Source organism: Antrihabitans stalagmiti (genome assembly GCF_016482825.1).
In the GTDB taxonomy this organism is placed as follows: Bacteria; Actinomycetota; Actinomycetes; order Mycobacteriales; family Mycobacteriaceae; genus Antrihabitans; species Antrihabitans stalagmiti.
In genome coordinates, this window is sequence record NZ_JAEMNV010000011.1 from 181,191 (window position 1) to 201,655 (window position 20,465).

At 65.3% G+C, this 20,465-nt stretch carries 21 protein-coding genes; 11 read left to right on the forward strand and 10 right to left on the reverse strand.

From position 1 onward, the window contains the following. Positions 1-83 precede the first annotated feature (83 nt). The 6 genes from JGU71_RS26485 to JGU71_RS26510 all read right to left on the reverse strand — a co-directional run bounded on the left by JGU71_RS26485 (position 84) and on the right by JGU71_RS26510 (position 8,079). Positions 84-1,235, reverse strand: a complete 1,152-nt coding sequence (locus JGU71_RS26485; protein ID WP_199707916.1) for a lanthionine synthetase LanC family protein — start codon at positions 1,233-1,235, stop codon at positions 84-86. Further along, the gene (locus JGU71_RS26490; protein ID WP_199707917.1) at positions 1,225-1,971 is read right to left on the reverse strand and encodes an RNA polymerase sigma factor; all 747 of its coding nucleotides are present in this window, start codon (positions 1,969-1,971) and stop codon (positions 1,225-1,227) included. Before JGU71_RS26490 ends, JGU71_RS26485 begins: the two co-directional genes overlap by 11 nt. 189 nt (positions 1,972-2,160) lie before the next feature. After that, positions 2,161-2,310, reverse strand: coding sequence for a hypothetical protein (locus tag JGU71_RS26495; protein ID WP_199707918.1), 150 nt, complete (start codon positions 2,308-2,310; stop codon positions 2,161-2,163). 134 nt (positions 2,311-2,444) lie between these two features. Next, positions 2,445-5,477 carry a lantibiotic dehydratase gene (locus JGU71_RS26500; protein ID WP_199707919.1) on the reverse strand — a complete coding sequence of 1,011 codons (3,033 nt, stop codon included), beginning with the start codon at positions 5,475-5,477 and terminating at the stop codon, positions 2,445-2,447. Between the two features lie 14 nt (positions 5,478-5,491). Next, positions 5,492-7,633, reverse strand: coding sequence for a peptidase domain-containing ABC transporter (locus JGU71_RS26505; RefSeq protein ID WP_199707920.1), 2,142 nt, complete (start codon positions 7,631-7,633; stop codon positions 5,492-5,494). Next, the gene (locus JGU71_RS26510) at positions 7,630-8,079 is read right to left on the reverse strand and encodes a hypothetical protein (RefSeq protein ID WP_199707922.1); all 450 of its coding nucleotides are present in this window, start codon (positions 8,077-8,079) and stop codon (positions 7,630-7,632) included. The genes JGU71_RS26505 and JGU71_RS26510 overlap by 4 nt, the downstream gene beginning before the upstream one ends. 127 nt (positions 8,080-8,206) lie before the next feature. On the opposite strand from JGU71_RS26510, the gene JGU71_RS26515 reads away from it, so the two are divergent. After that, entirely contained in the window at positions 8,207-8,839 is a 633-nt protein-coding gene (locus JGU71_RS26515; RefSeq protein WP_199707924.1) for an FHA domain-containing protein, read from the forward strand. 103 nt (positions 8,840-8,942) lie between these two features. Next, positions 8,943-9,113 carry a hypothetical protein gene (locus JGU71_RS26520; protein ID WP_199707926.1) on the forward strand — a complete coding sequence of 57 codons (171 nt, stop codon included), beginning with the start codon at positions 8,943-8,945 and terminating at the stop codon, positions 9,111-9,113. 78 nt (positions 9,114-9,191) lie between these two features. Here JGU71_RS26520 and JGU71_RS26525 read toward each other — a convergent pair whose 3' ends face one another. Further along, complete coding sequence (locus JGU71_RS26525) at positions 9,192-10,166, reverse strand: helix-turn-helix transcriptional regulator (protein WP_199707927.1); 975 nt, start codon at positions 10,164-10,166, stop codon at positions 9,192-9,194. A gap of 125 nt (positions 10,167-10,291) precedes the next feature. Here JGU71_RS26525 and JGU71_RS26530 point away from each other — a divergent pair, with 125 nt between their 5' ends. The 4 genes from JGU71_RS26530 (at position 10,292) to JGU71_RS26545 (ending at position 13,540) form a co-directional block, all read left to right on the forward strand. After that, positions 10,292-10,687, forward strand: a complete 396-nt coding sequence (locus JGU71_RS26530) for a RidA family protein (protein WP_199708005.1) — start codon at positions 10,292-10,294, stop codon at positions 10,685-10,687. A 44-nt stretch (positions 10,688-10,731) separates the two neighbouring features. Continuing rightward, positions 10,732-11,208, forward strand: coding sequence for a DUF488 domain-containing protein (locus JGU71_RS26535; RefSeq protein WP_199707929.1), 477 nt, complete (start codon positions 10,732-10,734; stop codon positions 11,206-11,208). Between the two features lie 206 nt (positions 11,209-11,414). Next, entirely contained in the window at positions 11,415-11,921 is a 507-nt protein-coding gene (locus tag JGU71_RS26540; RefSeq protein WP_233530118.1) for a MarR family winged helix-turn-helix transcriptional regulator, read from the forward strand. 68 nt (positions 11,922-11,989) lie between these two features. After that, positions 11,990-13,540: an MDR family MFS transporter gene (locus JGU71_RS26545; protein ID WP_199708011.1), complete on the forward strand. Its 1,551-nt coding sequence runs from the start codon at positions 11,990-11,992 to the stop codon at positions 13,538-13,540. 157 nt (positions 13,541-13,697) lie between these two features. Here the strand turns inward: JGU71_RS26545 and JGU71_RS26550 are convergent, their stop codons facing one another. Next, the gene (locus JGU71_RS26550) at positions 13,698-13,919 is read right to left on the reverse strand and encodes a DUF3618 domain-containing protein (protein ID WP_199707931.1); all 222 of its coding nucleotides are present in this window, start codon (positions 13,917-13,919) and stop codon (positions 13,698-13,700) included. Positions 13,920-14,046: 127 nt separating this feature from the next. Here JGU71_RS26550 and bcp point away from each other — a divergent pair, with 127 nt between their 5' ends. After that, a complete protein-coding gene (gene bcp / locus JGU71_RS26555; RefSeq protein ID WP_199707932.1) occupies positions 14,047-14,520 on the forward strand; it encodes a thioredoxin-dependent thiol peroxidase in 474 nt (157 codons plus the stop codon). Here the strand turns inward: bcp and JGU71_RS26560 are convergent. Continuing rightward, complete coding sequence (locus JGU71_RS26560; RefSeq protein ID WP_307829901.1) at positions 14,517-15,293, reverse strand: TetR/AcrR family transcriptional regulator; 777 nt, start codon at positions 15,291-15,293, stop codon at positions 14,517-14,519. The two genes, bcp and JGU71_RS26560, sit on opposite strands and share 4 nt — an antisense overlap. 378 nt (positions 15,294-15,671) lie before the next feature. Between JGU71_RS26560 and JGU71_RS26565 the strand changes: the two genes are divergently transcribed. Then, positions 15,672-17,084, forward strand: coding sequence for a DEAD/DEAH box helicase (locus JGU71_RS26565; protein ID WP_233530154.1), 1,413 nt, complete (start codon positions 15,672-15,674; stop codon positions 17,082-17,084). Positions 17,085-17,121: 37 nt separating this feature from the next. On the opposite strand, the gene JGU71_RS26570 is transcribed toward JGU71_RS26565, so the two are convergent. Next, complete coding sequence (locus JGU71_RS26570) at positions 17,122-17,880, reverse strand: TetR/AcrR family transcriptional regulator (RefSeq protein ID WP_199707933.1); 759 nt, start codon at positions 17,878-17,880, stop codon at positions 17,122-17,124. Between the two features lie 95 nt (positions 17,881-17,975). On the opposite strand from JGU71_RS26570, the gene JGU71_RS26575 reads away from it, so the two are divergent. The 3 genes from JGU71_RS26575 to JGU71_RS26585 all read left to right on the forward strand — a co-directional run bounded on the left by JGU71_RS26575 (position 17,976) and on the right by JGU71_RS26585 (position 20,447). Then, positions 17,976-18,935 (forward strand): ATP-binding cassette domain-containing protein, encoded by a 960-nt coding sequence (locus JGU71_RS26575; protein WP_199707934.1) that lies wholly within the window; start codon positions 17,976-17,978, stop codon positions 18,933-18,935. Continuing rightward, positions 18,932-19,699 (forward strand): ABC transporter permease, encoded by a 768-nt coding sequence (locus tag JGU71_RS26580; protein WP_233530120.1) that lies wholly within the window; start codon positions 18,932-18,934, stop codon positions 19,697-19,699. Before JGU71_RS26575 ends, JGU71_RS26580 begins: the two co-directional genes overlap by 4 nt. Positions 19,700-19,835: 136 nt before the next feature. Next, positions 19,836-20,447: a TetR/AcrR family transcriptional regulator gene (locus JGU71_RS26585; protein WP_199708022.1), complete on the forward strand. Its 612-nt coding sequence runs from the start codon at positions 19,836-19,838 to the stop codon at positions 20,445-20,447. The last annotated feature ends 18 nt before the right edge of the window (positions 20,448-20,465 follow it).

The following is a 20,465-nucleotide window of genomic DNA, read 5'->3' on the forward strand; positions in this document are numbered from 1 at the left end:
GACACCAGCTTGCGGCAATGCGGATGGTCGGTCGATCACCGCGCTTCGATACTTTGCAGCGGGGATCGTCTGGGTGCCCCGAGTCAGACAGACGACAACAACAGCGCACGATCCCAACTCGGGTCGATGTCGGTCGCCGCGGCGAGCAGCGCGAGCGCCACGCCGGCCTGTCCGTTGAGAATGCCCGGAGTGTCGGGCAACGGGCCGGATTCGGCTTCGCGCAGCAGGCGGAGCACCCACTCCCGCGCTACGGGTGCGACGGACTCGTCGAAACCCGCGAGCCTGCCCATTGCGTGCGCGACGCCTGCAGTTCCGTGACACAGCCCGAGGCCGGTCACACCCGATGTCTCGTGGGGCCTCGCGGCCGCGGCCGCGGCGGCACGGGACGCGGCCTGCCCGATCGTGGGGTCCGCCAACACGTCGGTTGCGGCAGCAAGCGCAAGTGCCGCACCGGCGTCGCCGTAACACCACGCCACCTGGGTCGGTGCCGGCTGCACGCCCGGCTCGATCGTCGCAGGGTAGCGACTGTCGGACGAGGTGAGCGGAAACTCGTGTGCGAGAAGACTTTGCGCCGCCGAGGCAGCAAGGGCGCGGGCCAGATCGTCGCCCGGCCGCGCCGCCGCACTCGTCAGCGCGAGCACTCCCGGCACCCCGTGCGCCAGACCGAGGTCGACGTACCGCGGGGGCCGTTGCGAGGCGGGGCCGAACAACGTCAGGGTGTCGGTCACCCAGTCGTCGGCAGCGACCTCGCACAGTCGCGCGAGCACCGTATCCAGGCAGCCCCCGCCGGCCTCCAATGTGTAGACCCCGACGCCGACCAACCCGTAGAGCAGTTCCCACGGACCGGCCCACTCCGCGAGCAGTGGGAGCACCAGGTTGTCCATGTCGCCGGACGTCGGTTTCACGCCCGCGAGCCGGTCGAAGTGCGCGCCGACCCACCCGACACCGCACGCCCCGGCGGCGAGGCTGATACCCGCGGCAGCAGGGTCTGCGCTGAGCGCGTCGTAGGCGGAGCCGAGGAAATCGTCGGCGGTCGACCCGTCGTCGCCGGTCGCAAGCGAGACGTAGGCGAGTGCGAGTGCGATTCCCGCCGAACCGTCACACAGTGACGGATTGAGCGCGTCGGGACGAAGCGACCGCAACCGCTGCGCGATGTCATCGACGACCCGCAACGCACGGTCGCGTTCGTCAGTGCGTAGCAGCCCGTGCCACGGCGACATCGGTTCAGGCCGCATCGCTGAGAATGGTGTCGGCGTTGAAGACGCTGCGCCGATAGTCGTCACAGCGCGAGCACGATTCGATATGGCGCGCAACGCGTTTGCGGAGCAGGACGGTGAACTTCCCGTCCGAACCGGCGAGCGTCGCGGCAAGCGTGGCGCAGCCGTTGTGCTCGGCCCGGCGCGCAACCAACAGCGCGCCGATGGATCGCGCGACAGTAGCGCGCACCCGCTGCAACATCTTCTTGGCCGAATCATGGCTTATACCAAGGGCGTTCGCCAGCTCCGGACCCGTAAGGCCCTGCTGGTAGGCGAGCTCGAGCACTCGACGATCCCGCTCCGACAAGCCATCTGTGGCCTGAGTCAGCAAGTTCGCCAGCTCGTTTCGTGACGCGACGGCGAACGGGTCCGGCTCGGACGACGGACTGTCGGCGACCTCGTCGCACGCGGCTTCACGGTTGCGATGACGCAGGGCGCGCAACGCGTTCCGGCGAACGATCGAATACAGCCACGGTGCCAGCCTGTCCGGGTCCCGCAGCTTCGGCAGTTCCACCGCCGCAGCACAGAAGGCGTCGTGGACACAGTCGGCGGCGAGGTGGTGATCGCGCACGACGGTCACGCAATAGTTTTGCAGCCGAACGGAATAGCGTTGATAGATCGCTGCGAACGCGGCGCGGTCACCTGCAGCGGCTGCAATGGCCAGGTCGGCGTCGTTGCGACACTCGCCGTTGGGCCGTCCGGATGTCGATGTCATAAAAGAAATGGTCGCCGAACTTGGCTGGTCGCAGAATCTCCCCAACACCAGAATCAACCCCCTGACAGGGAAGGTTTTCCTATCCGCGCGGCAAGTAACGTCGCGCACACGACGACCGCCCCATGACCGTGGGGCCATGGGGCGGTGGGGGGTGCGTCGACTTCACTCAGGATTCAGACCGGCGAACCACTACTTGGTCTTGCACTTGTCGGACGTCGCGCACTGGGTGCCGTGCTCGGAGAACTTGGGCTTGCCGCCGTGTGCGGTCCGCAACTCGTCGACCGTCAGCGAACGGATGCTGCTGCGACGAAGGGCAAGCTTCTCACTGTTGGTGTTCATTTCTTCTCCTTGGGGTGTTGTGTCGGCGTTGCCCCCGTGGGCCTCGCTCATAGGTAAGAGCATCGAATCGGTCTGGGGGAGACAATTTTTTCGCGAATCTTTTTGCTAACCAATGCTTTTGACGAGTCATCAGGCTACGCCGAACCTCGCGCGAGCCGGCTGACGTAGTAGCGGTCGAGGAAGCTCAGCAGGACAAGTTCGTGGGTACGCGCAGCCGAGCGGAGCAGCCGCACAGCGTTCAGGTGACTGATGCTGTGCACGACGTCGAGGTACGGCGCCGTCAACTCCTCACCCCGCGCGGCCAACTCGGCCAGCAGCGGCGTCAACCCAACCGATCGTCCCCGGAACACCTCGCGCACAGGCTCGTACGGATGATCGACGGTGTCGTCGAGAAGCCGGGTGAGATCCGCCCGCTCGGTGCGCCAACGCGCACCGATGCCCGGGTCGAGCCCAGGAGCGTTCGGGTATTCGGTTCGGTATCGGGCGGCGGCGTCCCTGACCCAGGCGCGCCGAGCCGCGATGTCGAGCCCGGCGTCGGCCAGCAGCCGATCGGTCGCATACAGGCACAGCTTCCACCGCGCATCGGCGTCGCCGTCCAGCATGCCCAGCGCCGCAACCACGGCAACGCTGTCGACCGAATGGATCTGCTCGGCAAGCTCGATGCCGACCCCGCCGCCGTAGCGTTCGACCTCGCGTTGGTAGGTATCGACCACGATCTTCCAGACGGTGCCGTCCTCGATCCGCGGTGCCAGCGCATCGGACAGGGCGGGCATCGCCGTGCCGAGCAGCGCCGACGGTTCGCCGTGCAGGCGAATCCGCAGGTGGTGGTCGGGGTCGCCGTAGCGAAGGAAGAACCACCGATCCACGATGCCCGCATCGGCGAGTCCGGCGAGCACAGGTCCGAGAGTGCCGGTCAGCACGCGGTCCGCTGTCGCCGTCCCGGTGTAGACCTTGAGGTAAAGCCACTCGCTGCCGGGTGTGAAGGTTCGACGCACGGCGGGCGCGGTGCTGCGTGGCCGGTCCTCGTTGGCCGCCACGGGCTCGGCGCGGCGCACGAACGGGACGATCAGTTCCTGCTCGAAACGACCTTGCGGGCCCTCTGCCACGCCGGTCGACAGAACCTCCTCGATAAGCGCTGACTTACGGCCGCGCAACACCTTTGCAGCCATGGCCGTCAACGCAGCGCTGGCGGTATCGACGTACAGCCGGTTGTCACCGTCGACGATGAGCAGTTCGGTCGGCAGGCCGCGGCCGCTGCTCACAGCGGCCCAACCGGCGAGCAGGTCACCGCCTGTCACAGTGGCGATCTCAGCCGCCGACAGACGCCAGCGGGCACGGCTGAGCACCACGCGACCCGCGGTAACCTTTGGCAGCCACGGCGCCGACTTGCACGCACCCCAGTCCCAGCCGAAGGCATCGGCTACGCCATCGCCGGGCAGTGCCGCAAGGAACCGGTAGACCCCGAAGCCACGCCATGCGGCGTTGTGCGCGGTCGTCAGGCGGGGTCGCACTTCGGCGCCCAGACGCGGGCAGAACAGGACGATCCGGTCGCCGTCGAGGCGCACGGTCAGCTCGTCGACGCTGATCTGCCGGTCCGCAGGCGCGCCCGAGCGGCCGAGCAGGATCAGCTCGTGGTCCCGCAGCACCGGGCGGGTCAGGATGTTGCCGATGCGCCCCTCGGGCAGATGGACCAATTCGGCGAACACGACGCCGGGCGCATGGGCTTCTTCGGCGCTCAGGTGCTTACGAACCGCCTGCTCCAGCGCGGCGTCGCCGTGACAGAACCGCCCGAGCAGTTCTGCGCCGGACGGACCGCAGACGCTCTCGATCTCGACGCCGTCGGCGAGCAGGTTCGCGCTCACCGCGAAGGCGTCGGGCAACGGCAACCGCGTGGGTATTTCCAGCCGCTTGATCAGGTCGGGATCGAGTTCGACACTGGTGGAACCACTTTCGCGGGCGCGGAGCAGCAGGTCGAGGAGCACCGTGTCGCGCTCGCTGAATTCGGACGGCTGTACTTCACCACCGAGGTCGAGGCCGGCGAGCAGCGGTGATTCGTCGGAGGCAGGATGGTGCGACCGGTCGAAGCCGATGCCTAGTTCCTCGTCGAGCGCCTCCATCAGCGGAACCTCGCGGTTCTCGTAGCGTGCCGCGAAATCTGCCTTGAAACGCGTGAGTGCTGGATCCTCGGAATTCGCGGAAACCTTGTGCAGCAGCGTCGATCCCATGGTGATCAGCTCGACGATGTCGGCGCCGAGCCGCAGGCCTGACCCCGCGCGATGCAGGTCCACCTGGATCAGGTGCGCGTCGTTGCCATCGGCGAACTCGCGCAGCGTCGCCGTGGCGGATTCGTAGGACGAGAGCGGGTTGCCGATCCCCGCCGCGTCCAGTGCGGCAAGGTCGTTCGATACCCGAGCCAGCGCAGCCACCGTGGAATCGTGCCCACGCAGGGACTCCAGGACGTGTGCCAGCGGCTCGGGGCCCGTCACCGTCGGCTCGGCCACTGGCGTGAGCACCTTCGCCTCGACGAGCGCGTCGACGTAGTCGCGTGCCTCGTCGAGATCGACTTCCACCGTGGCCGCGACAGCCTTGGCGACATCGTCGACCACGGCACCACCCGTCGCCGCAGTGAGAGCACACCGCAACGGGGCGTCGTCCTCGACGACAACCAAATGGTGTGTGCGACGGCCCTTCTGGAGTCGGCTCTCGATCAACCGCAGCGCGCCCGCCGCGTGATAGCGACTGGAGTTGGGTTCGACCACCATCGAAGGTCGCGTCGCCGGATCGGCGACGAGCCGCTCGACGAGTGTGGTGAGCACCTCGGTGTCCGGCCTGCTGCGCCGGGTCGTGCCGTCGGGTCCGTCGACCAGCAGGGTCGTATCGGCTCCGATCGTACCGAGCGCGCAGCCGGCGAAAAGTCCGAAAGGCGTTGCCCGGGTGCACATCCGCACGAGGTAGGCGGTCACCGAGGCGACGACTCGGTCGTCCGGATCGTCAGCGTCGAGCCGCCGCAGCAGCGCTGGTGACGCCAGATGCAGCGCCTCCCGCACGTCCGCGCGTGAAACCATTGTGCGCCAATAGGTCTGGTCGGCACGCAGCTTGTCCAGTTCTTCGAGTGGCAGCAGTGGAGCACGCATCACGAAGAAGTCGGCGGCGAAAGATTCAGGCATTACAGAACTCCCAATCAAACCAGTTGCCCGGCAACGAGGTGGCTGTATGGGCCACCCGCGTCGACGAGCTCGAAGTGGGTACCGGACTCGACCACGCGGCCCGCGTCGAGCACCACGATGTGGTCGGCGTCGATCACGGTGGCGAGCCGATGCGCGATGACGACGACGGTGCAGCCGAGCCGTGCGATATTGGCGTGCACCCTCGCCTCGGTGACGGTGTCGAGACTGCTTGTGGCCTCGTCGAGCAGCAGGATCCGCGGGCGCGGTGCCAGCGCTCGCGCCAGGGCGAGTCGCTGCCGCTGTCCGCCGGACAGCGACGCCCCACCATCGACGAGCACGGTTTCCCAGCCCATCGGCATCGCGTCGATGTCGTCGAGAATTCCGGCCGCCTCGGCAGCCTCCTCGAGTTGGTGCATCGGCAGATTCGGGTCCGCCATAAGCAGGTTGTCGCGGATGGACAATCCGAAGATGTACGGGTCCTGTGTGACTACGCCGATCTGGGAGCGCAGGCCGCGCGGATGCAACGTCGAGATGTCCAGATCGTCGATCAACACGCGGCCCGACGACGGCGGATACAGGCCGAGCAGCAACCGCCCGAGCGTCGATTTTCCGGACCCCGATCGTCCGACGATGGCCACGACCTGACCTGGCTCCACCGCGAGGTCGATATCGTCGACGATCGGAGGACCGTCCTTGTGATAGCGGAAGCCGAGCCCGACTGCCCGCACGGAACCGGCAAGTTCGGGCGCATGACGCAGATCGCGCCCAGCGGTCTCGGTCGGTGTGTCGAATACGTCGTCGAGGCGAGCGAGGTAGCTGCCGAGCAATTGCACCTGCAGGGCCGTCGCGACGAGGACGCCGAGCGGCTCCAAGAAGGCCGACGCGAGGGCTGCAAGCGCGAGCATGGAGCCGAGCGACATCGCACCGCTTGCAACCAGATGAGCCCCGACGAGCAGGACCGCAATCGGCGACAGCAGCGCCAGACCGTGAATCGCGGTCTCGACGAGGGCTTCGAGGCGGCCCCGGCGTAGCGAGACGTTGAGTTCGGCGACGAACAGGTTGGTCCAGTGCGACACGGCTCGTCGTTCGGCACCAGCGGCCTTGAGTGTCTCGACGGCCGAGAACATCTCGTACGCGTAGGACTGCGAGTGCGCCTCGGTCGCCAGCGCCTCACCCATCAGGTGTTGGTTGCGGCGTCGGGCCGCCAGCAACACCGATACCTGGGCTGCTCCGAGCACTGCCACCAGCACTCCGAGCATCGGCGACAGCATGACGATCACAACCAGATACAGCGTCGCGAGAGCGCCGTCGAGCAGCGCCGCGAGGGTGCCGGTCGTCAGGATCTCGCGGACGGTCGCGTTGCTGCGCAGCCGCATCATCAGATCACCGGACGACCGCTTCAGGAAGAACGCGTACGGCAGATCCACAAGGTGCTCGAGGAAATCGAGTGTCATGGTGATGTCGAGCCGGCTGCGTAGGCGGAGCAGAAGATGGGCCCGCAGGTAGCTCGCGACAATCGAGTACGCGATAAGTGCGGCCATCACGGCGCCGAGCACTTTCAGCAGGTGACCGTCACCGTTGGGTACCACCCGATCGACGACGACGCCGGTCAGCACCGGCACGGCCATGGCCATGATCCGCACGACGACCGACGTCGCCAGCACCGAGCCGATCCCGCTCGAGCGGGTCAGCAACCGGCGCGCGTGATGCAGTGCGCCGGGCGCCCGTCGGCCGCCTGCGACGAACGATTCGGTCGGTTCGAGCATGATCGCGACACCGCTGTACAGGTCGCTGGCGGTGTCCCAGGAGACGCGGCACCGCCCGACGGCGGGATCGACGATGGTCACCCCCCGCTTGGACGCCGCGACGAGAACGACGAAATGGGCTGAGCTCCAATGCAAGACAGTCCCACGCGGCAGCACACGCAGGTCGTCGAGCTCGGTGGAAACCCCACGAGCACGCATACCGTAGGCGGTGGCGGCCTCGGCGAGTCGAAGGGCGTCGATACCGTCGCGGCCGGTCCCGGTGGCTTCATGCATCTCTGCCAGCGACACGTGGCGGCCGTGATAGCCGAGTGCCATGGCCAACGCGGCGGCACCGCAATCGGCGACCTCGGCTTGCGCGACGAACGGAATCGCACCTCGGCGCGGCATCATCCGAGCCCCGGCACGAGAATGTCGATCAGCCGATCCTGGCCCACGGGGACGACGAGTTCGCCGACCGTCAGCGCGCTGGGGCCGGTCAGGTGGGCACGAACCTGCGTCGTCGTCACCTCGACGACCGTCGCGGGCCACGATTTGCCCGACGAGTCACGAAACTCGGCGATCGCACCCAGCTCAGGTGCGGCTTCGCCCGACCGCATCGCCACGACCGAGTCGCCCTGCGTCACTGCAGGCAACGCCTCCGTGCCGGCGACGGTCACCGTGCTCGCCGCAGCGACGCCGACCGACAGCAGCACTGCGAGGGCGACGAGCCCTGCACCGATCCACTGCGGCTGCTCGATCAGTTTGCCCGGTCCTTTCGGCGCGGAACGGCTGTCGCGCCACGGCCGGCGAAAGATCGAATTCCGGTCCGTCGCGACGGCGTCGGTGCCTGCTGTCATCGGCTTGCTCCCCAGAGTCGTGGTCGTGTGTCAGGACTTGGAGCAACATGGGGGCCTGGTGGGGACGGTGCAAGATGGGGTACTTCTCCCCACAGAGTTTTGCGTCCTTGCCAAATAGAATTGGCACATGGCTTCCCACCTCGAGATCTGGCGACCGTCTGGACGGGAGCTGTTCTCGTTGACCGAGCACACGGCGACGATCGGCAAGACTGTGACCATCGGCAAGGCCGTCACCAATGCGGTTTCGATCGACCACGATGCGACTGTTTCGCGCCTGCACGCGGTGCTCGAGAATCACGGGTCGGCGTGGTCGCTTCGCGACATCGGGAGCCGAAACGGTACCTATGTGAACGGCGAGAAAGTTGCAGGCGAGCGCGTGCTTCGATCCGGCGACGAGGTTCGAATCGGTAAGTCACGCTTGGTGTTCTGGGGTCGCAGTCGTCTCGACCGCGCACCCGACGACGAAGCGACGCGGTCTGTCGAACCCCTCGCCGCACCGCCGCGCCTGACGCCGCGCGAACTCGACGTCCTGCTGGCGCTGTGTCGGCCGCTGGTCTCGACCGACGCGTTTCCCGAAGCCGCGTCTACGCGGCAGATGGCACTCGAATTGGTCGTGACGGACGCAGCCGTCAAGCAACATCTGCAGAACATGTACGACAAGTTCGGGATCCCGATGGAAGGGGACCGACGCGTGCGCCTTGCCAATGAAGCCCTGCGCCGCGGGGCGGTCACGCTTGCGATGCTGCGCGAGCAGCATTAGTCGCGTTCTGGTCGGCACGAATGTGCACCTTCTGTCGCCTCCGGGCCTTGGGAGAGACGTAAGTGCGCACTCGACGCAAGGCGTGACTGGCTAGGCTGGGCGCATGAACGAGGACGACCGCACGACCGCTGCACGCAACGCTGTACTCGACCTGATCGTCAAGTTGGCCAAGCAGATCGACGGGAGCTACCCCGCCGATGCGGGTAAGGCCCGCGATCTCGCCGAGGCGTACGCCTGGATCGTGGAGCCGTCGCGCGGCGGTCCGACCGCCTGAGTCAGGCCGCGGGATCGGCCGTCCCAGTACGGAGCCGTTCCTCCGGCGTCCACACCTTCGCTTCCTCGCCGACCGACCTCAGGACGAAGGGTCATAGAGGGTGGTGATCGCAGCGGCGCGATCACGCAGAGCGGCGCGTAACCATTGGGGGGCAATGGCTTCCGCGGTCGTTGCCAGCTGCCACAGCGCCCAGATCGCGTGTCTGGAATCTTGGAAGGTCACGTCGAGCCGCAGCCGACCGTCTGCGTCGGACTCTTCCGAAAGGACCGCCAGTGCCGTGCCGACCAGGTCTTCGCGCCGCGACGGATCCATGCGCACCGACACGGTGACCTGCTCGCCGCCGGTTCGGAATTGCGTGCTGCGTTGCTGCCAGGCCTGGTCCAGATCGACCTCGTCGGGTCGGTCTGCGGGTTCGAGAAGCTCTTCGGCGGCAACGATTCGGGACAGTCGGTAGGTGCGGTCGGCGCCGGACCTCGTGGCAAGGAGATAGCCCTGCTCGCGGACGAAGACAAGACCGATCGGGTCCACCGTGCGCCACGCGGGTGGTTGATCGGGAGCCGCGTAGTCGATGCGCAATTTGTGTCCGGCGAACACCGCGCGCCGAACTTCGGCAACGACCGCGTCGGGTACCTCCTCGGTAGCCACGCGTCGAGCGAGCAGGTCGGTCTGCGGGTCCACGAGCAAGCGCTCGGCCACATCGGTTGCGGTGTCCCGAAAGTTGTCGGGTAGTGCATCGACCACCTTGAGCATCGCGGACGAAAGCGCCGAGCCGAGGCCGAACGCCTGGGCACTGCGAACCGATCCGGCGACCAACAAGGCAAGGGCCTCATCGTGATTGAGTCCGGTGAGTTCGGTCCGGAAACCAGGGAGCAACTCGAAGCCACCGTCGCGGCCGCGCTCGGCGTATACCGGGACGCCCGCAGCAGACAGTGCATCGATATCGCGAAGCACCGTTCGAGTGGACACTTCCAGCTCGCGGGCCAGCGCGGTGGCCGACAGCCGACCGCGCTGTCGCAGCAGCAGAACCAGTGACACCAACCGGTCCGCGCGCATTCGAAAAGTATGGCACCAATACACGACACAAGATGTCGTGTATCGCTGGAAAGCTCACAGCCATGACAAACAAGATGGTCACCGACGCACCCACCTTCGACGACTCGACCGCAGCCGATGCGCGAGTGAGCCGAACGGCAATCAACCCGTGGACCTGGTCGCTCGAGATGGGATACAACCAGGGCGAGATTGTCTCCGGTCCGGCGCGCACCCTGTTCTGCGCCGGACAAACCTCGATGAGCAGCGCCGGCCAGCCACAACACATCGACGACATGGCAGCGCAATTGGCACTGAGTCTCGACAACTTGGAAGCCGTCCTCCACGAGGCCGACATGACGCTGGCGAACCTGGTCCGGCTCAACGTCTACACCACCGACGTCGACCTGCTGTTTCAGCACTACGGCGTGCTCGCAGCGCGATTGGGCGCCGCCAGGGTCGCACCGACCACCACGATGCTCGGGGTCAGCAGGCTCGCAATACCCGTCCTGATGGTCGAACTCGAAGGAACTGCCGTCGCCTGACGCGTCCGCCGACCGACAACCTACGGACAGGACAGGTGATTTCGGTGCTCGAAGTCGTCACAATCGGCGTCTACGGCTTTACCGCCGACACCTTCCTCGACAAACTCACCGGCGCCGGCGTGGGGTTGCTACTCGACCTCCGCCAGCGCCGCGGGGTGCGCGGCCCCGACTACTCGTGGGCCAACTCGATCCGGCTCCAAAATGCCTTGCGCGCAACAGAAATCAGCTACCGCCACGTGAAAGGTCTCGCTCCGACGACCGAGCTGAGACAACTGCAATACCGCGAAGACGACCGCCAGGGCGTCGGCAAACGCAACCGCATCTCGCTCGCACACGAATACACCGAGCGCTACACGCGCGAAATCCTGAACCCATTCGACGTCGCCGCACTGGTCGCCGAACTCCCGCACAACTCGGTAACTGCGCTCCTCTGCGTCGAGCGCGATCCCGAAGCATGCCACCGCTCCCTCGTCGCCGAACGCATGCGAATCGAGCACGGCCTCTCGGTCACGGGACTGTGACGGCGAGGGTCCACTCTCGGTGGACTGACGAGGGAGCGAGCGTAGCGACCGCGGAGGGTCAGCGTGCGCTGGACTGACGAGGGAGGGAGCGCAGCGACTGGACGAGGAGGGAAGCGCACGCGTAAAAGACCCGAAGCCCGCGAGCGGAGCGAGCCAATGTTACTTGCTTAGTACACGCAAACGATTTATAGTTAGCTTCGGTAAGCATGCATCAGCCGGAGGTAGCCGTGAGCGTCACACCGAGTACAGCGCAGGATCTCGTCGAGGAGATCTTCCTGTTCGGTCGCGCCTTGCGGTCGGCTGTCATCACAAGCAGTGTCGATCCGATCCCGACGGCGCTGGTCGGCGTCCTATCGATCCTCGCCACCTACGGGGAATGCCGACAAAGTGATCTGGCAGGCGAACTGTGCATCAGCCAGTCCGTCCTCAGCCGCCAGATCGCGGAGTTGGTCGACGCCGGCTACGTCTGCCGACATTCCGATCCTGCCGACGGGCGTGTCTCTCGCATCCGCGTCACACCCGAGGGCGCCGCATTGCTGCACCGATCGAAGGAAGCGAAAGCAGCGCTGCTTCGCGCGACGTTGTCGCACTGGACCGAGGGCGACGCGCTCGTCGCTCTCGACGCGGTCCGCAAACTCGAGCGCACTCTTTTCGAGCACGCACACCGAGCTCGAGTATCAAATTCAGCAATTCATAGTGGGAGCTCGCTCTGATGACTCGACCCGAAACACACATACTGGAGACCAAGAATCCAGAAAAGGCCGTCGGCCCAAAGGCCGCGATGACCCACAAGGAAATCCTCGAAGCTCTGATCGGACTACTGGCCGCCCTGTTCACAGCGCTGCTGAGCACCACGATCGTTGCGACGGCACTGCCGACGATCATCGGTGATCTCAAGGGCTCGCAAACGGCGTACGCCTGGGTGATCACTTCGGCGCTGCTTGCAAACGCGGCATCGACACCGATCTGGGGCAAGCTCGCAGATCTGTTCAACAAGAAGGTGCTCGTCCAATCAGCGATAGTCATCTTCGTCGTCGGCTCGATCCTCGCAGGCTTCGCACACAACGTTCCCGTACTGCTCGCCGCACGCGTCGTGCAGGGCATCGGCATGGGCGGACTGACCGCACTTGTCGTCGCCATCATCGGCAGCATCGTGTCCCCGCGTGACCGCGGTCGGTACTCCGGCTACATGGGCGCGGTCATGGCCGTATCGATGTCTGGTGGACCCATCCTCGGCGGCGTCATCGTGGACAGTCCGCTCGGCTGGCGCTGGTGCTTCTTCGTCTGCGTGCCGCTTGCCGTCATCGCACTGTTCGCACTGCAGCGCACATTGCACATCGAGACCGACCGCAAGGACGACGTCTCTATCGACTGGTTCGGCGCACTGCTGCTCACCGCAGGTGTCTCCATCCTGCTGATCTGGGTCTCCTTCGCAGGCAAGGCCGGCTACTACGACTGGTTCTCCACTCAGTCCGCGACCTACGTCGGCGTCGGTCTTGCTCTGCTGGCGGCGACCGTGTGGGTCGAGTCGAAGGCCAAAGCCCCGATCATCCCGCTGAAGATCGTCACCGAACGGACGACCGGTCTCGCGATCATCGCCTCGATCGCAGTCGGTGTCGGTCTCTTCGGAGCGACGACATTCCTCGGCCAGTACTTCCAGACCTCACGCGGTTTCAGCCCGACCACAGCAGGGCTGCTGTCGATCCCATTGGTTGCGGGAATGCTCGTCGCATCGGTGGCGTCAGGACAGCTGATCACCCGCTTCGGTCAGTGGAAGCCGTTCATCGTGACCGGCTCGATTCTGCTGGTCATCGGCTTCGGCCTGCTCGGCACCATCGACCACACCACCAACCTGTGGACCGTTGGAGCCATGACCGCGGTCGTCGGCCTCGGTACCGGCATGCTGATGCAGAACCTCGTCCTCGCTGTGCAGAACACGGTCGGCGTTCACGACATCGGCACAGCGTCCAGTTCGGTCGCCTTCTTCCGAACCTTCGGCGGCGCGGTCGGCGTCTCGGTCCTCGGATCGATCCTGGCTACCCGAGTCGCAGACATTTCGTCAGCGGGATTCGCGAAGCTCGGCATCGACACGAGCGCTGCAGGCAGTGGTGCGAACCTCGATCTGAACGCGTTGCCAGGCCCGGTCCAGGAGATCGTACGTGCCGCGTACGGCGACGCAACGGGACGCATCTTCTTTGTCGCGGCACTGGTCGCACTTGTCACGCTCGTCGCGGTCGTTGCCATCCCGAACCGGCCACTGCGCCGCACGATCGACATCGCGCCGGAGGAAGAACCGACCGGAGATCGCGACCTCGTGACGGCATCTGCCTGAACTAGCGGACGAACTGCTGCTCACGCTCCACTCGTGCTTTCGGAGAGCGGGTTTCCGCCAACGAGCGACGAAAGTGGAGCAGCAGCAGCGCACCACCCGACACGCAATCGAGCCCCCGACCCAGCTTTGGGTCGGGGGCTCGATCGTGTGTGTCTTGCTAGCGGAAAATCTTGACTACGACGAGAACGACCACGAGGGCGCCCGCGCCGATCAGGCTGTACTTGATCTTCGGCTCGTTGACCTTTGCAATCGCCTTCTGCTTTGCGCCTGCGGCGATGTGCTTGGGGTTCGCGCGGACACTGAGTTCGTCGAGTGTGCTGGCGAGCTGATTACGAGCGGCCTCGATGTCCCGCTCAATGCGCTCGGTGTCCTTTGACACGTGTCCCTCCAACTTTCTTCCGCGTTTGAGATGCGACCCGACCCTACCGCGCCGTCTACCAAAGGTAGAGCAGATCAGGCGCCCACAGCCAGCACGGTGTCTGACGGCTTCGCTACCCTGACTTGCTGTGACCGAGAACAGCAGACTTGCCAAGGGCGACGACGCGCCCGACTTCACCCTTTCCGATGCCGACGGCAACGACGTATCGCTTGCCGACTACCGCGGCCGGAAAGTGATCGTCTACTTCTACCCAGCGGCTTCGACACCCGGCTGCACCAAGCAGGCGTGCGACTTTCGCGACAGCCTCGCCGATCTGAACGGTGCCGGGCTCGCGGTCCTCGGCATCTCCCCCGACAAGCCTGCCAAGCTCGCGAAGTTCCGCGACGCCGAGGCGCTCACCTTCCCGCTGCTGTCGGACCCGGAGCGCACGACGCTCGAAGCGTGGGGCGCGTACGGCGAGAAGATGATGTACGGCAAGACGGTGAAGGGTGTCATTCGTTCGACGTTCGTGGTCGACGAGGACGGCAAGATCGAGGTCGCCCAGTACAACGTCCGCGCAACGGGGCACGTCGCGAAACTCCGCAAGGACATTTCCGTCTAGTTCTGGTTCCGACCCTCGATCAGCGACGCGACGCCGTCCAGTATTCGACCGAGCCCGAATTCGAATGCCGTGGCGACGTCGCTCGCTGCTTGATGCGCTTGCCCGGATGCAGTTCCGACGCGACCCGCGATCGGATACCGGTCGAACGGCACGACCTCCTCGAGCACCGGCGCACTTTTCGCCCACCACTCGGAGTCGGTGATCCCGCTGTGCCGCACGGCTTCAGCGGCGTCGGCGACGCGGCGCGCGGATGCTTCGGTGTGTCCGAGTACAAGACTCAGGACGGAGTCCATCTCGAGGTCCGTCAGCCCGACGCCGTCGATGTAGGCGAGTTCGCGATCGTACTTCGCCATGACGTTCGGCCCCAGCGGCGCACGCGCGGTTGATACGCCGAGTAGCCACGGATGCCGTTGGTAGAGTTGCCAATTCGCCCAAGCAACAAATTCGAGGTTGCCGCGCCACTCCCCTGGCTCGGCCGCACCCTCGTAGTGACCAACCACGTCTGCCAGCGCACGGTCGACCATCAGATCGACGAGCTCGGCCTTCGACGGCACGTAGCTGTACAGGTTCATCGCCGACACGCCGAGATGGTTGGCCAACTGCCGCATCGACAGTCCGGCGAGGCCCTCCGCGTCGGCAAGAGCTATCGCCGCAGCGGTGACCTGCGGGACCGTCAGCTTCGGCTTCGGGCCTTTCGAGGATCGGCTCTGCACTCCCCACAGCAGTTCGATCGTGCGCCGGGGATCGCCGGATCCGCTGTATTCGATCGCCACCGTGGCCTCTCACCTCGATATTCGTACGCCGTCCATAATAGCGAGCCGACAACGTGATGCGCACGACACCGTGACCGCCACAGCCGCCGACTAGGTTACTGTTGACGGCAACGGTGCAGCTCGTATGCACCATCCGTCGTGGATTGCTTCTCCTTCGCACCGGCCGTCGGCCGAGTGGCACAAGCTCTTTTGCGGCGATCGATATTGCCGACTGGCAATCTCGCCACTTTGTGCCCGCTTTGCGTGAACGACGATGTTCGCACTTGCCTGGGCGCAACCCGAAGCCCGAAAGGCCTCGACTTCTCTGTGAATACACCTACTTTCGCCGCGCTCGGCGTACGCGAACCTCTCGTCAAAGCTCTCGAATCGGCCGGCATCATGTCGCCGTTCCCCATTCAGGTCGACACCCTTCCCGACACCCTGGCCGGACGCGACGTCCTCGGCCGCGGTAAGACCGGCAGCGGTAAAACGCTTGCCTTCGCAATCCCCATGGTTTCGCGTCTCGCGGGCGACCTCGCCGGTGGTAACCGCAGGCCCAATCGTCCGGTCGGGCTCATACTCGCCCCGACCCGTGAGCTCGCGACTCAGATCGCGGCCGCGCTCGAACCGCTCGCCAGCGCATACGACCTCAAGATCACGACCATCTTCGGCGGCGTCTCCCAGCAACGCCAGGTCCAGGCACTCAAGGGTGGCGTCGACATCGTCGTCGCCTGCCCAGGCCGCCTCGAAGACCTCATGAAGCAGCGTCTGGTCACCCTCGACGCCGTCGAGGTCACCGTGCTGGACGAGGCCGACCACATGGCCGACCTCGGCTTCCTCCCGGTCGTCACCCGCCTCCTCGCCGCCACTCCCGCGCACGGTCAGCGTCTGCTGTTCTCCGCAACGCTGGACAACGGCGTCGACAAGCTGGTCAAGCGCTTCCTCAAGAATCCCGTCATGCACTCGGTCGACGAGGCCAACTCCCCCGTGGCGGCGATGACACACCATGTCTTCGACGTGAGCAGCGTCGAGCAGAAGCGTGTCCTCGTGCACAAGCTCGCGTCCGGTACCGGTCGCCGAATCCTGTTCATGCGGACCAAGCACCAGGCTCGCAAGCTGGCCAAGCAGCTCACCGAAGCGGGCATTCCGTCGGTCGATCTACACGGCAACCTCTCCCAGCCCGCGCGCGACCGTAACCTTGCCGCCTTCTCGGCAGGAACTGCGCGCGTCCTCGTCGCGACCGACGTCGCTGCCCGCGGCGTCCACGTCGACGACGTCGAGCTGGTCGTCCACGTCGATCCGCCAGCCGAGCACAAGGCTTACCTGCACCGTTCCGGTCGTACGGCCCGCGCGGGTAGCGCAGGTGACGTCGTCACCGTCGTACTGCCCGAACAGCGCAAGGATCTCGCCCTGCTTATGCGCAAGGCCGCGATCAAGGTCACCCCGCAACAGGTCACGGCAGACTCGGCGCCCGTCGCTCGGCTGGTCGGCGAGGTTGCGGCCTACGTCAAGCCGACGGTGCGGATCGAAACTCAGGTCGGCGGTCAGCCTCGGACCGGTGGCGGCGCACGCGGCGGCAGCGGCGGTGCCCGCGGTGGCGCACGTGGCAGCAATCCCGCGCGCGGCAATCGGCCACAGCACGCCGGCGCGAGCTCGGCGGGCGGCACTCGCTCCGGCGGCAGCAGTACAACTCGGTCGGCGCCTGCGGGCGCTCGACGCAGCAGCGGCACTCTCGGTGCTGCAGCCGCAGGTACAACCGGTGGGCTCGCGGCATTCTCGCGCGACGGCGCGTCACGCCGTCGTCGCGGCTAGTCCTAGCTGCCACCACTGAACGAACCTGCGTCGAGTCCTACTTCCCGTAGGACTCGACGTAGCTTTCGAAGCCATCGAGCAGACGATCGAGGCCGAACGAGAAGTCCGCGTCCGCCCAATCGATGTCGTCGGTTTCGAACATCTGCGCTGCGAGCGCTTTCGTCAGCACTGGGAATCGTGCAGGGTCGAGCACTCGGGCAAGTATGGCGGGATAGCTGTTGTCCTCCTGGGGCATTTCGCTCAGCATCCCGCGCATCAGCCGCGCTCTGCCCAATACGTACAACGACACGTTCATCACGAGCTGCAGCTTGACCGGATCGGGTAGACCCGTTGGAGCCAAAGCCTGCAACCCGGCTTCCAGCCATGCCATGTTGTTCGGACCGGTCGGTGGGGCCGACAGCGGTATATCGACCCACCACGGATGGGCGAAGATCGCTGCGAACTCGGCAGCTGCCCACGCCTTCAACGCATCTCGCCACGACAGACCTTCGTCGAAGGCCGGCGGCGGTCCGATCACGCGGTCCGACAGGACCTGGACGAGGGTGTCCTTACTGTCGACATATCGGTAGATCGACATCGTCGTGAAGCCCAGTTGCTTTGCCAGCCGACTCATCGACAGCGCGGCAAGGCCCTCTGCGTCGGCAACCTCGATCGCCGCGTCGAGCAACTGATCGAGACTCAGACCCTTCCGCGGTCCGCGCGTGCCGGGCTCGTCGAGACCCCATGCCAATTGGACCGCCATCGGTAGCGCGACCGCGTCGCTGCCGGGCCCGTCTTGCGCCGCACTGTCTGTCATTTTCACCATTCTTGTCCATCGGTCTTGCGACGAGTCTAAAACTGTGTACCGTATACATTCAGTGTAGTAAGTACACAGTTTAGAGACGAGGCGATATGACCACCCAACTTCCCCAACCCGCCATCTCAGCGACGGGACTGCGAAAGTCATTCGGCGACACCAAAGTTCTCGACGGCATAGACCTGAATGTCGCTGCGGGATCGATCTTTTCACTGCTCGGGCCGAACGGCGCAGGCAAGACGACGACCGTGCAGATCCTGTCGACGCTCATCGCGGCGGACGCAGGCGAATGCAGAGTGGCTGGCCACGACCTGGCACACGACGCGGATGCGGTGAGGACCGCCATCGGCGTGACCGGTCAGAATTCAGCGGTGGACGACGTGCTGACCGGCACCGAAAACCTGACCCTGCTCGGGGACCTCGCACATCTGGGCAAGCGCGAATGTCGGCGGCGCGCAACAGAACTGATCACCAGATTCGGTCTCGTCGATGCGGCTGACCGACGCGTCTCGACGTACTCCGGCGGGATGCGGAGACGCCTCGACCTTGCAATGAGCCTGATCGGCGATCCACGAATCATCTTCCTCGACGAACCGACCACGGGTCTCGACCCGCGGAGCCGACGCAACATGTGGCACGTCATTCGCGAGCTGGCGGACGCAGGCGTCACCATCTTTCTCACGACGCAGTACCTGGAGGAAGCCGACCAACTTGCCGACCGAATCGCCGTCCTCGACGGCGGTCGGATCGTCGCAGAGGGAACCTCCGCCGAACTTAAGCGACTCGTCCCCGGCGGACACATCGAGCTGCGGTTCGCCGACACCGACGGGCTTGACGCCGCCACGCAAACCCTCGGGATCGGCAAGCGCGATGACGACGCGTTGTCGCTGCAGGTGCCATCCGACGGCAGCGTCGGCGCACTCAAGTCGCTGCTTGCGCGTTTCGACGACGAATCGATTGCAATCGAAGACCTCTCGATCCACTCCCCCGACCTCGACGACGTCTTCTTCGCGTTGACGGGTGACACCACAGCACAGAAAGCCGCGACCCGATGAGCACTCTGACCCTGGCCGCCACAGACTCGGCAACCATGCTCCGCCGGAGCCTGCGGCACACCCTGCGCAGCCCCGAAACGATGATCACGACGATCGCCCTACCGATCGTGATCCTGCTGATGTTCGTCTACGTCTTCGGCGGTGCGATGAACGTCGACGGCGCTTACATCGACTACGTCGTTCCCGGCATCATCCTGTTGTGTGCCGGCTTCGGTGCTGGATCGACTGCTGTGAGCGTCGCGACCGACATGTCCAACGGCATCATCGATCGCTTCCGCACCTTGGCGATATCACGTGCGTCGGTGCTGACCGGGCACGTCGCAGGCAGCGTGATCCGCAATCTTGTGATGACAGGGCTCGTCATCTGCGTCGCAGTACTGCTCGGCTTCCGACCGACCACCGACCCCGTGCGTTGGCTCGGAGCCATCGCTGTGCTCGCTCTGTTCATCCTGGCGATTTCGTGGCTATCGGTCGCGCTCGGACTTGTCGCGGGCACACCGGAGGCGGCCAACGGGTTCACGTTCGTAATTATGTTCCTGCCCTACGTCAGCAGCGCCTTCGTGCCACCGGAATCCATGCCGAACGCATTGCACTGGTTTGCCGAAAATCAGCCCGTCACGCCGATCATCGAGACCGTCCGCGGTCTGCTGATGGGCACGGCCATAGGCAACAGCGCGGTTCTCGCGGTTGCCTGGTGTGTGGGAATTTCGGTGCTCGGATACCTGTGGGCACGTGCGCTGTTCAGGAAGAAGACCGCACGCTGAGCACCCCGACCCTGCGCTGGGTGCGCGCCCGGAGCGAATAACCGGCTAGCCTATTACCGTGGAGTCGCGAGCCAGTACCAAGCCTGTGCGACGTCCGGACCCCGCTCTCGAGCTGCAGAACGACCCTCAAGAGCTGATGCCGAGACGTCGGCCTACACAGGAACGCAGCAAGAAGAAGTTCGACGCACTGCTCGCGTCGTCCCGCGAACTGCTCACCGATGTCGGTTTCGAATCCTTCACCTGCGAGGAAGTTGCAGCGCGCGCAGAGGTGCCGATCGGGACGCTGTACCAGTTCTTCGCCAACAAGTACGTGATCGTGTGCGAGCTCAATCGTCAAGACCTGGTTGCCGTCTCGCAGGAACTCAACGACTTCAACGGTGAGATCCCGTCGCTCGACTGGTTGCGCTACATGAACAACTTCGTCGATCACCTTGCGCAACTGTGGACCTCGGACCCGTCCCGGCGCGAAGTATGGCTCGCCATGCAATCGACCCCGTCGACGCGTGCGACGGGGGCGATTCACGAGAAGGAATTCGCGGAAGTCATCACGAAGATGCTCCGGCCGCTGACGCCGCGAACGTCACGCGAGCGACGCAAGATGATGGCCGAAGTGCTTGTCCACGTTGTGTATTCGATGCTGAACTTCTCGGTTCAGGACGACCAGAGCCATGCCGACGCCGTAGCCGAGCTGAAGCGGCTTATGGTCGCCTACCTGCTGGTTGCCGAGAAAGAATCCCGGACGAGGTAGGCGGCTTCGCCGCTCGTG

Excerpts from the sequence above, each read along its gene's own strand:
- JGU71_RS26580 (WP_233530120.1), top strand. The coding sequence starts at position 18,932 with ATGAGCACTCTGACCCTGGCCGCCACAGACTCGGCAACCATGCTCCGC.
- JGU71_RS26570 (WP_199707933.1), bottom strand. The coding sequence starts at position 17,880 with ATGACAGACAGTGCGGCGCAAGACGGGCCCGGCAGCGACGCGGTCGCG.
- JGU71_RS26510 (WP_199707922.1), bottom strand. The coding sequence starts at position 8,079 with ATGACAGCAGGCACCGACGCCGTCGCGACGGACCGGAATTCGATCTTT.
- JGU71_RS26565 (WP_233530154.1), top strand. The coding sequence starts at position 15,672 with ATGTCGCCGTTCCCCATTCAGGTCGACACCCTTCCCGACACCCTGGCC.
- JGU71_RS26495 (WP_199707918.1), bottom strand. The coding sequence starts at position 2,310 with ATGAACACCAACAGTGAGAAGCTTGCCCTTCGTCGCAGCAGCATCCGT.
- JGU71_RS26525 (WP_199707927.1), bottom strand. The coding sequence starts at position 10,166 with ATGCGCGCGGACCGGTTGGTGTCACTGGTTCTGCTGCTGCGACAGCGC.
- JGU71_RS26585 (WP_199708022.1), top strand. The coding sequence starts at position 19,836 with ATGCCGAGACGTCGGCCTACACAGGAACGCAGCAAGAAGAAGTTCGAC.
- JGU71_RS26500 (WP_199707919.1), bottom strand. The coding sequence starts at position 5,477 with ATGCCTGAATCTTTCGCCGCCGACTTCTTCGTGATGCGTGCTCCACTG.
- JGU71_RS26490 (WP_199707917.1), bottom strand. The coding sequence starts at position 1,971 with ATGACATCGACATCCGGACGGCCCAACGGCGAGTGTCGCAACGACGCC.
- JGU71_RS26515 (WP_199707924.1), top strand. The coding sequence starts at position 8,207 with ATGGCTTCCCACCTCGAGATCTGGCGACCGTCTGGACGGGAGCTGTTC.
- JGU71_RS26545 (WP_199708011.1), top strand. The coding sequence starts at position 11,990 with ATGACCCACAAGGAAATCCTCGAAGCTCTGATCGGACTACTGGCCGCC.
- JGU71_RS26520 (WP_199707926.1), top strand. The coding sequence starts at position 8,943 with ATGAACGAGGACGACCGCACGACCGCTGCACGCAACGCTGTACTCGAC.
- JGU71_RS26540 (WP_233530118.1), top strand. The coding sequence starts at position 11,415 with ATGCATCAGCCGGAGGTAGCCGTGAGCGTCACACCGAGTACAGCGCAG.
- JGU71_RS26505 (WP_199707920.1), bottom strand. The coding sequence starts at position 7,633 with ATGATGCCGCGCCGAGGTGCGATTCCGTTCGTCGCGCAAGCCGAGGTC.
- JGU71_RS26485 (WP_199707916.1), bottom strand. The coding sequence starts at position 1,235 with ATGCGGCCTGAACCGATGTCGCCGTGGCACGGGCTGCTACGCACTGAC.
- JGU71_RS26575 (WP_199707934.1), top strand. The coding sequence starts at position 17,976 with ATGACCACCCAACTTCCCCAACCCGCCATCTCAGCGACGGGACTGCGA.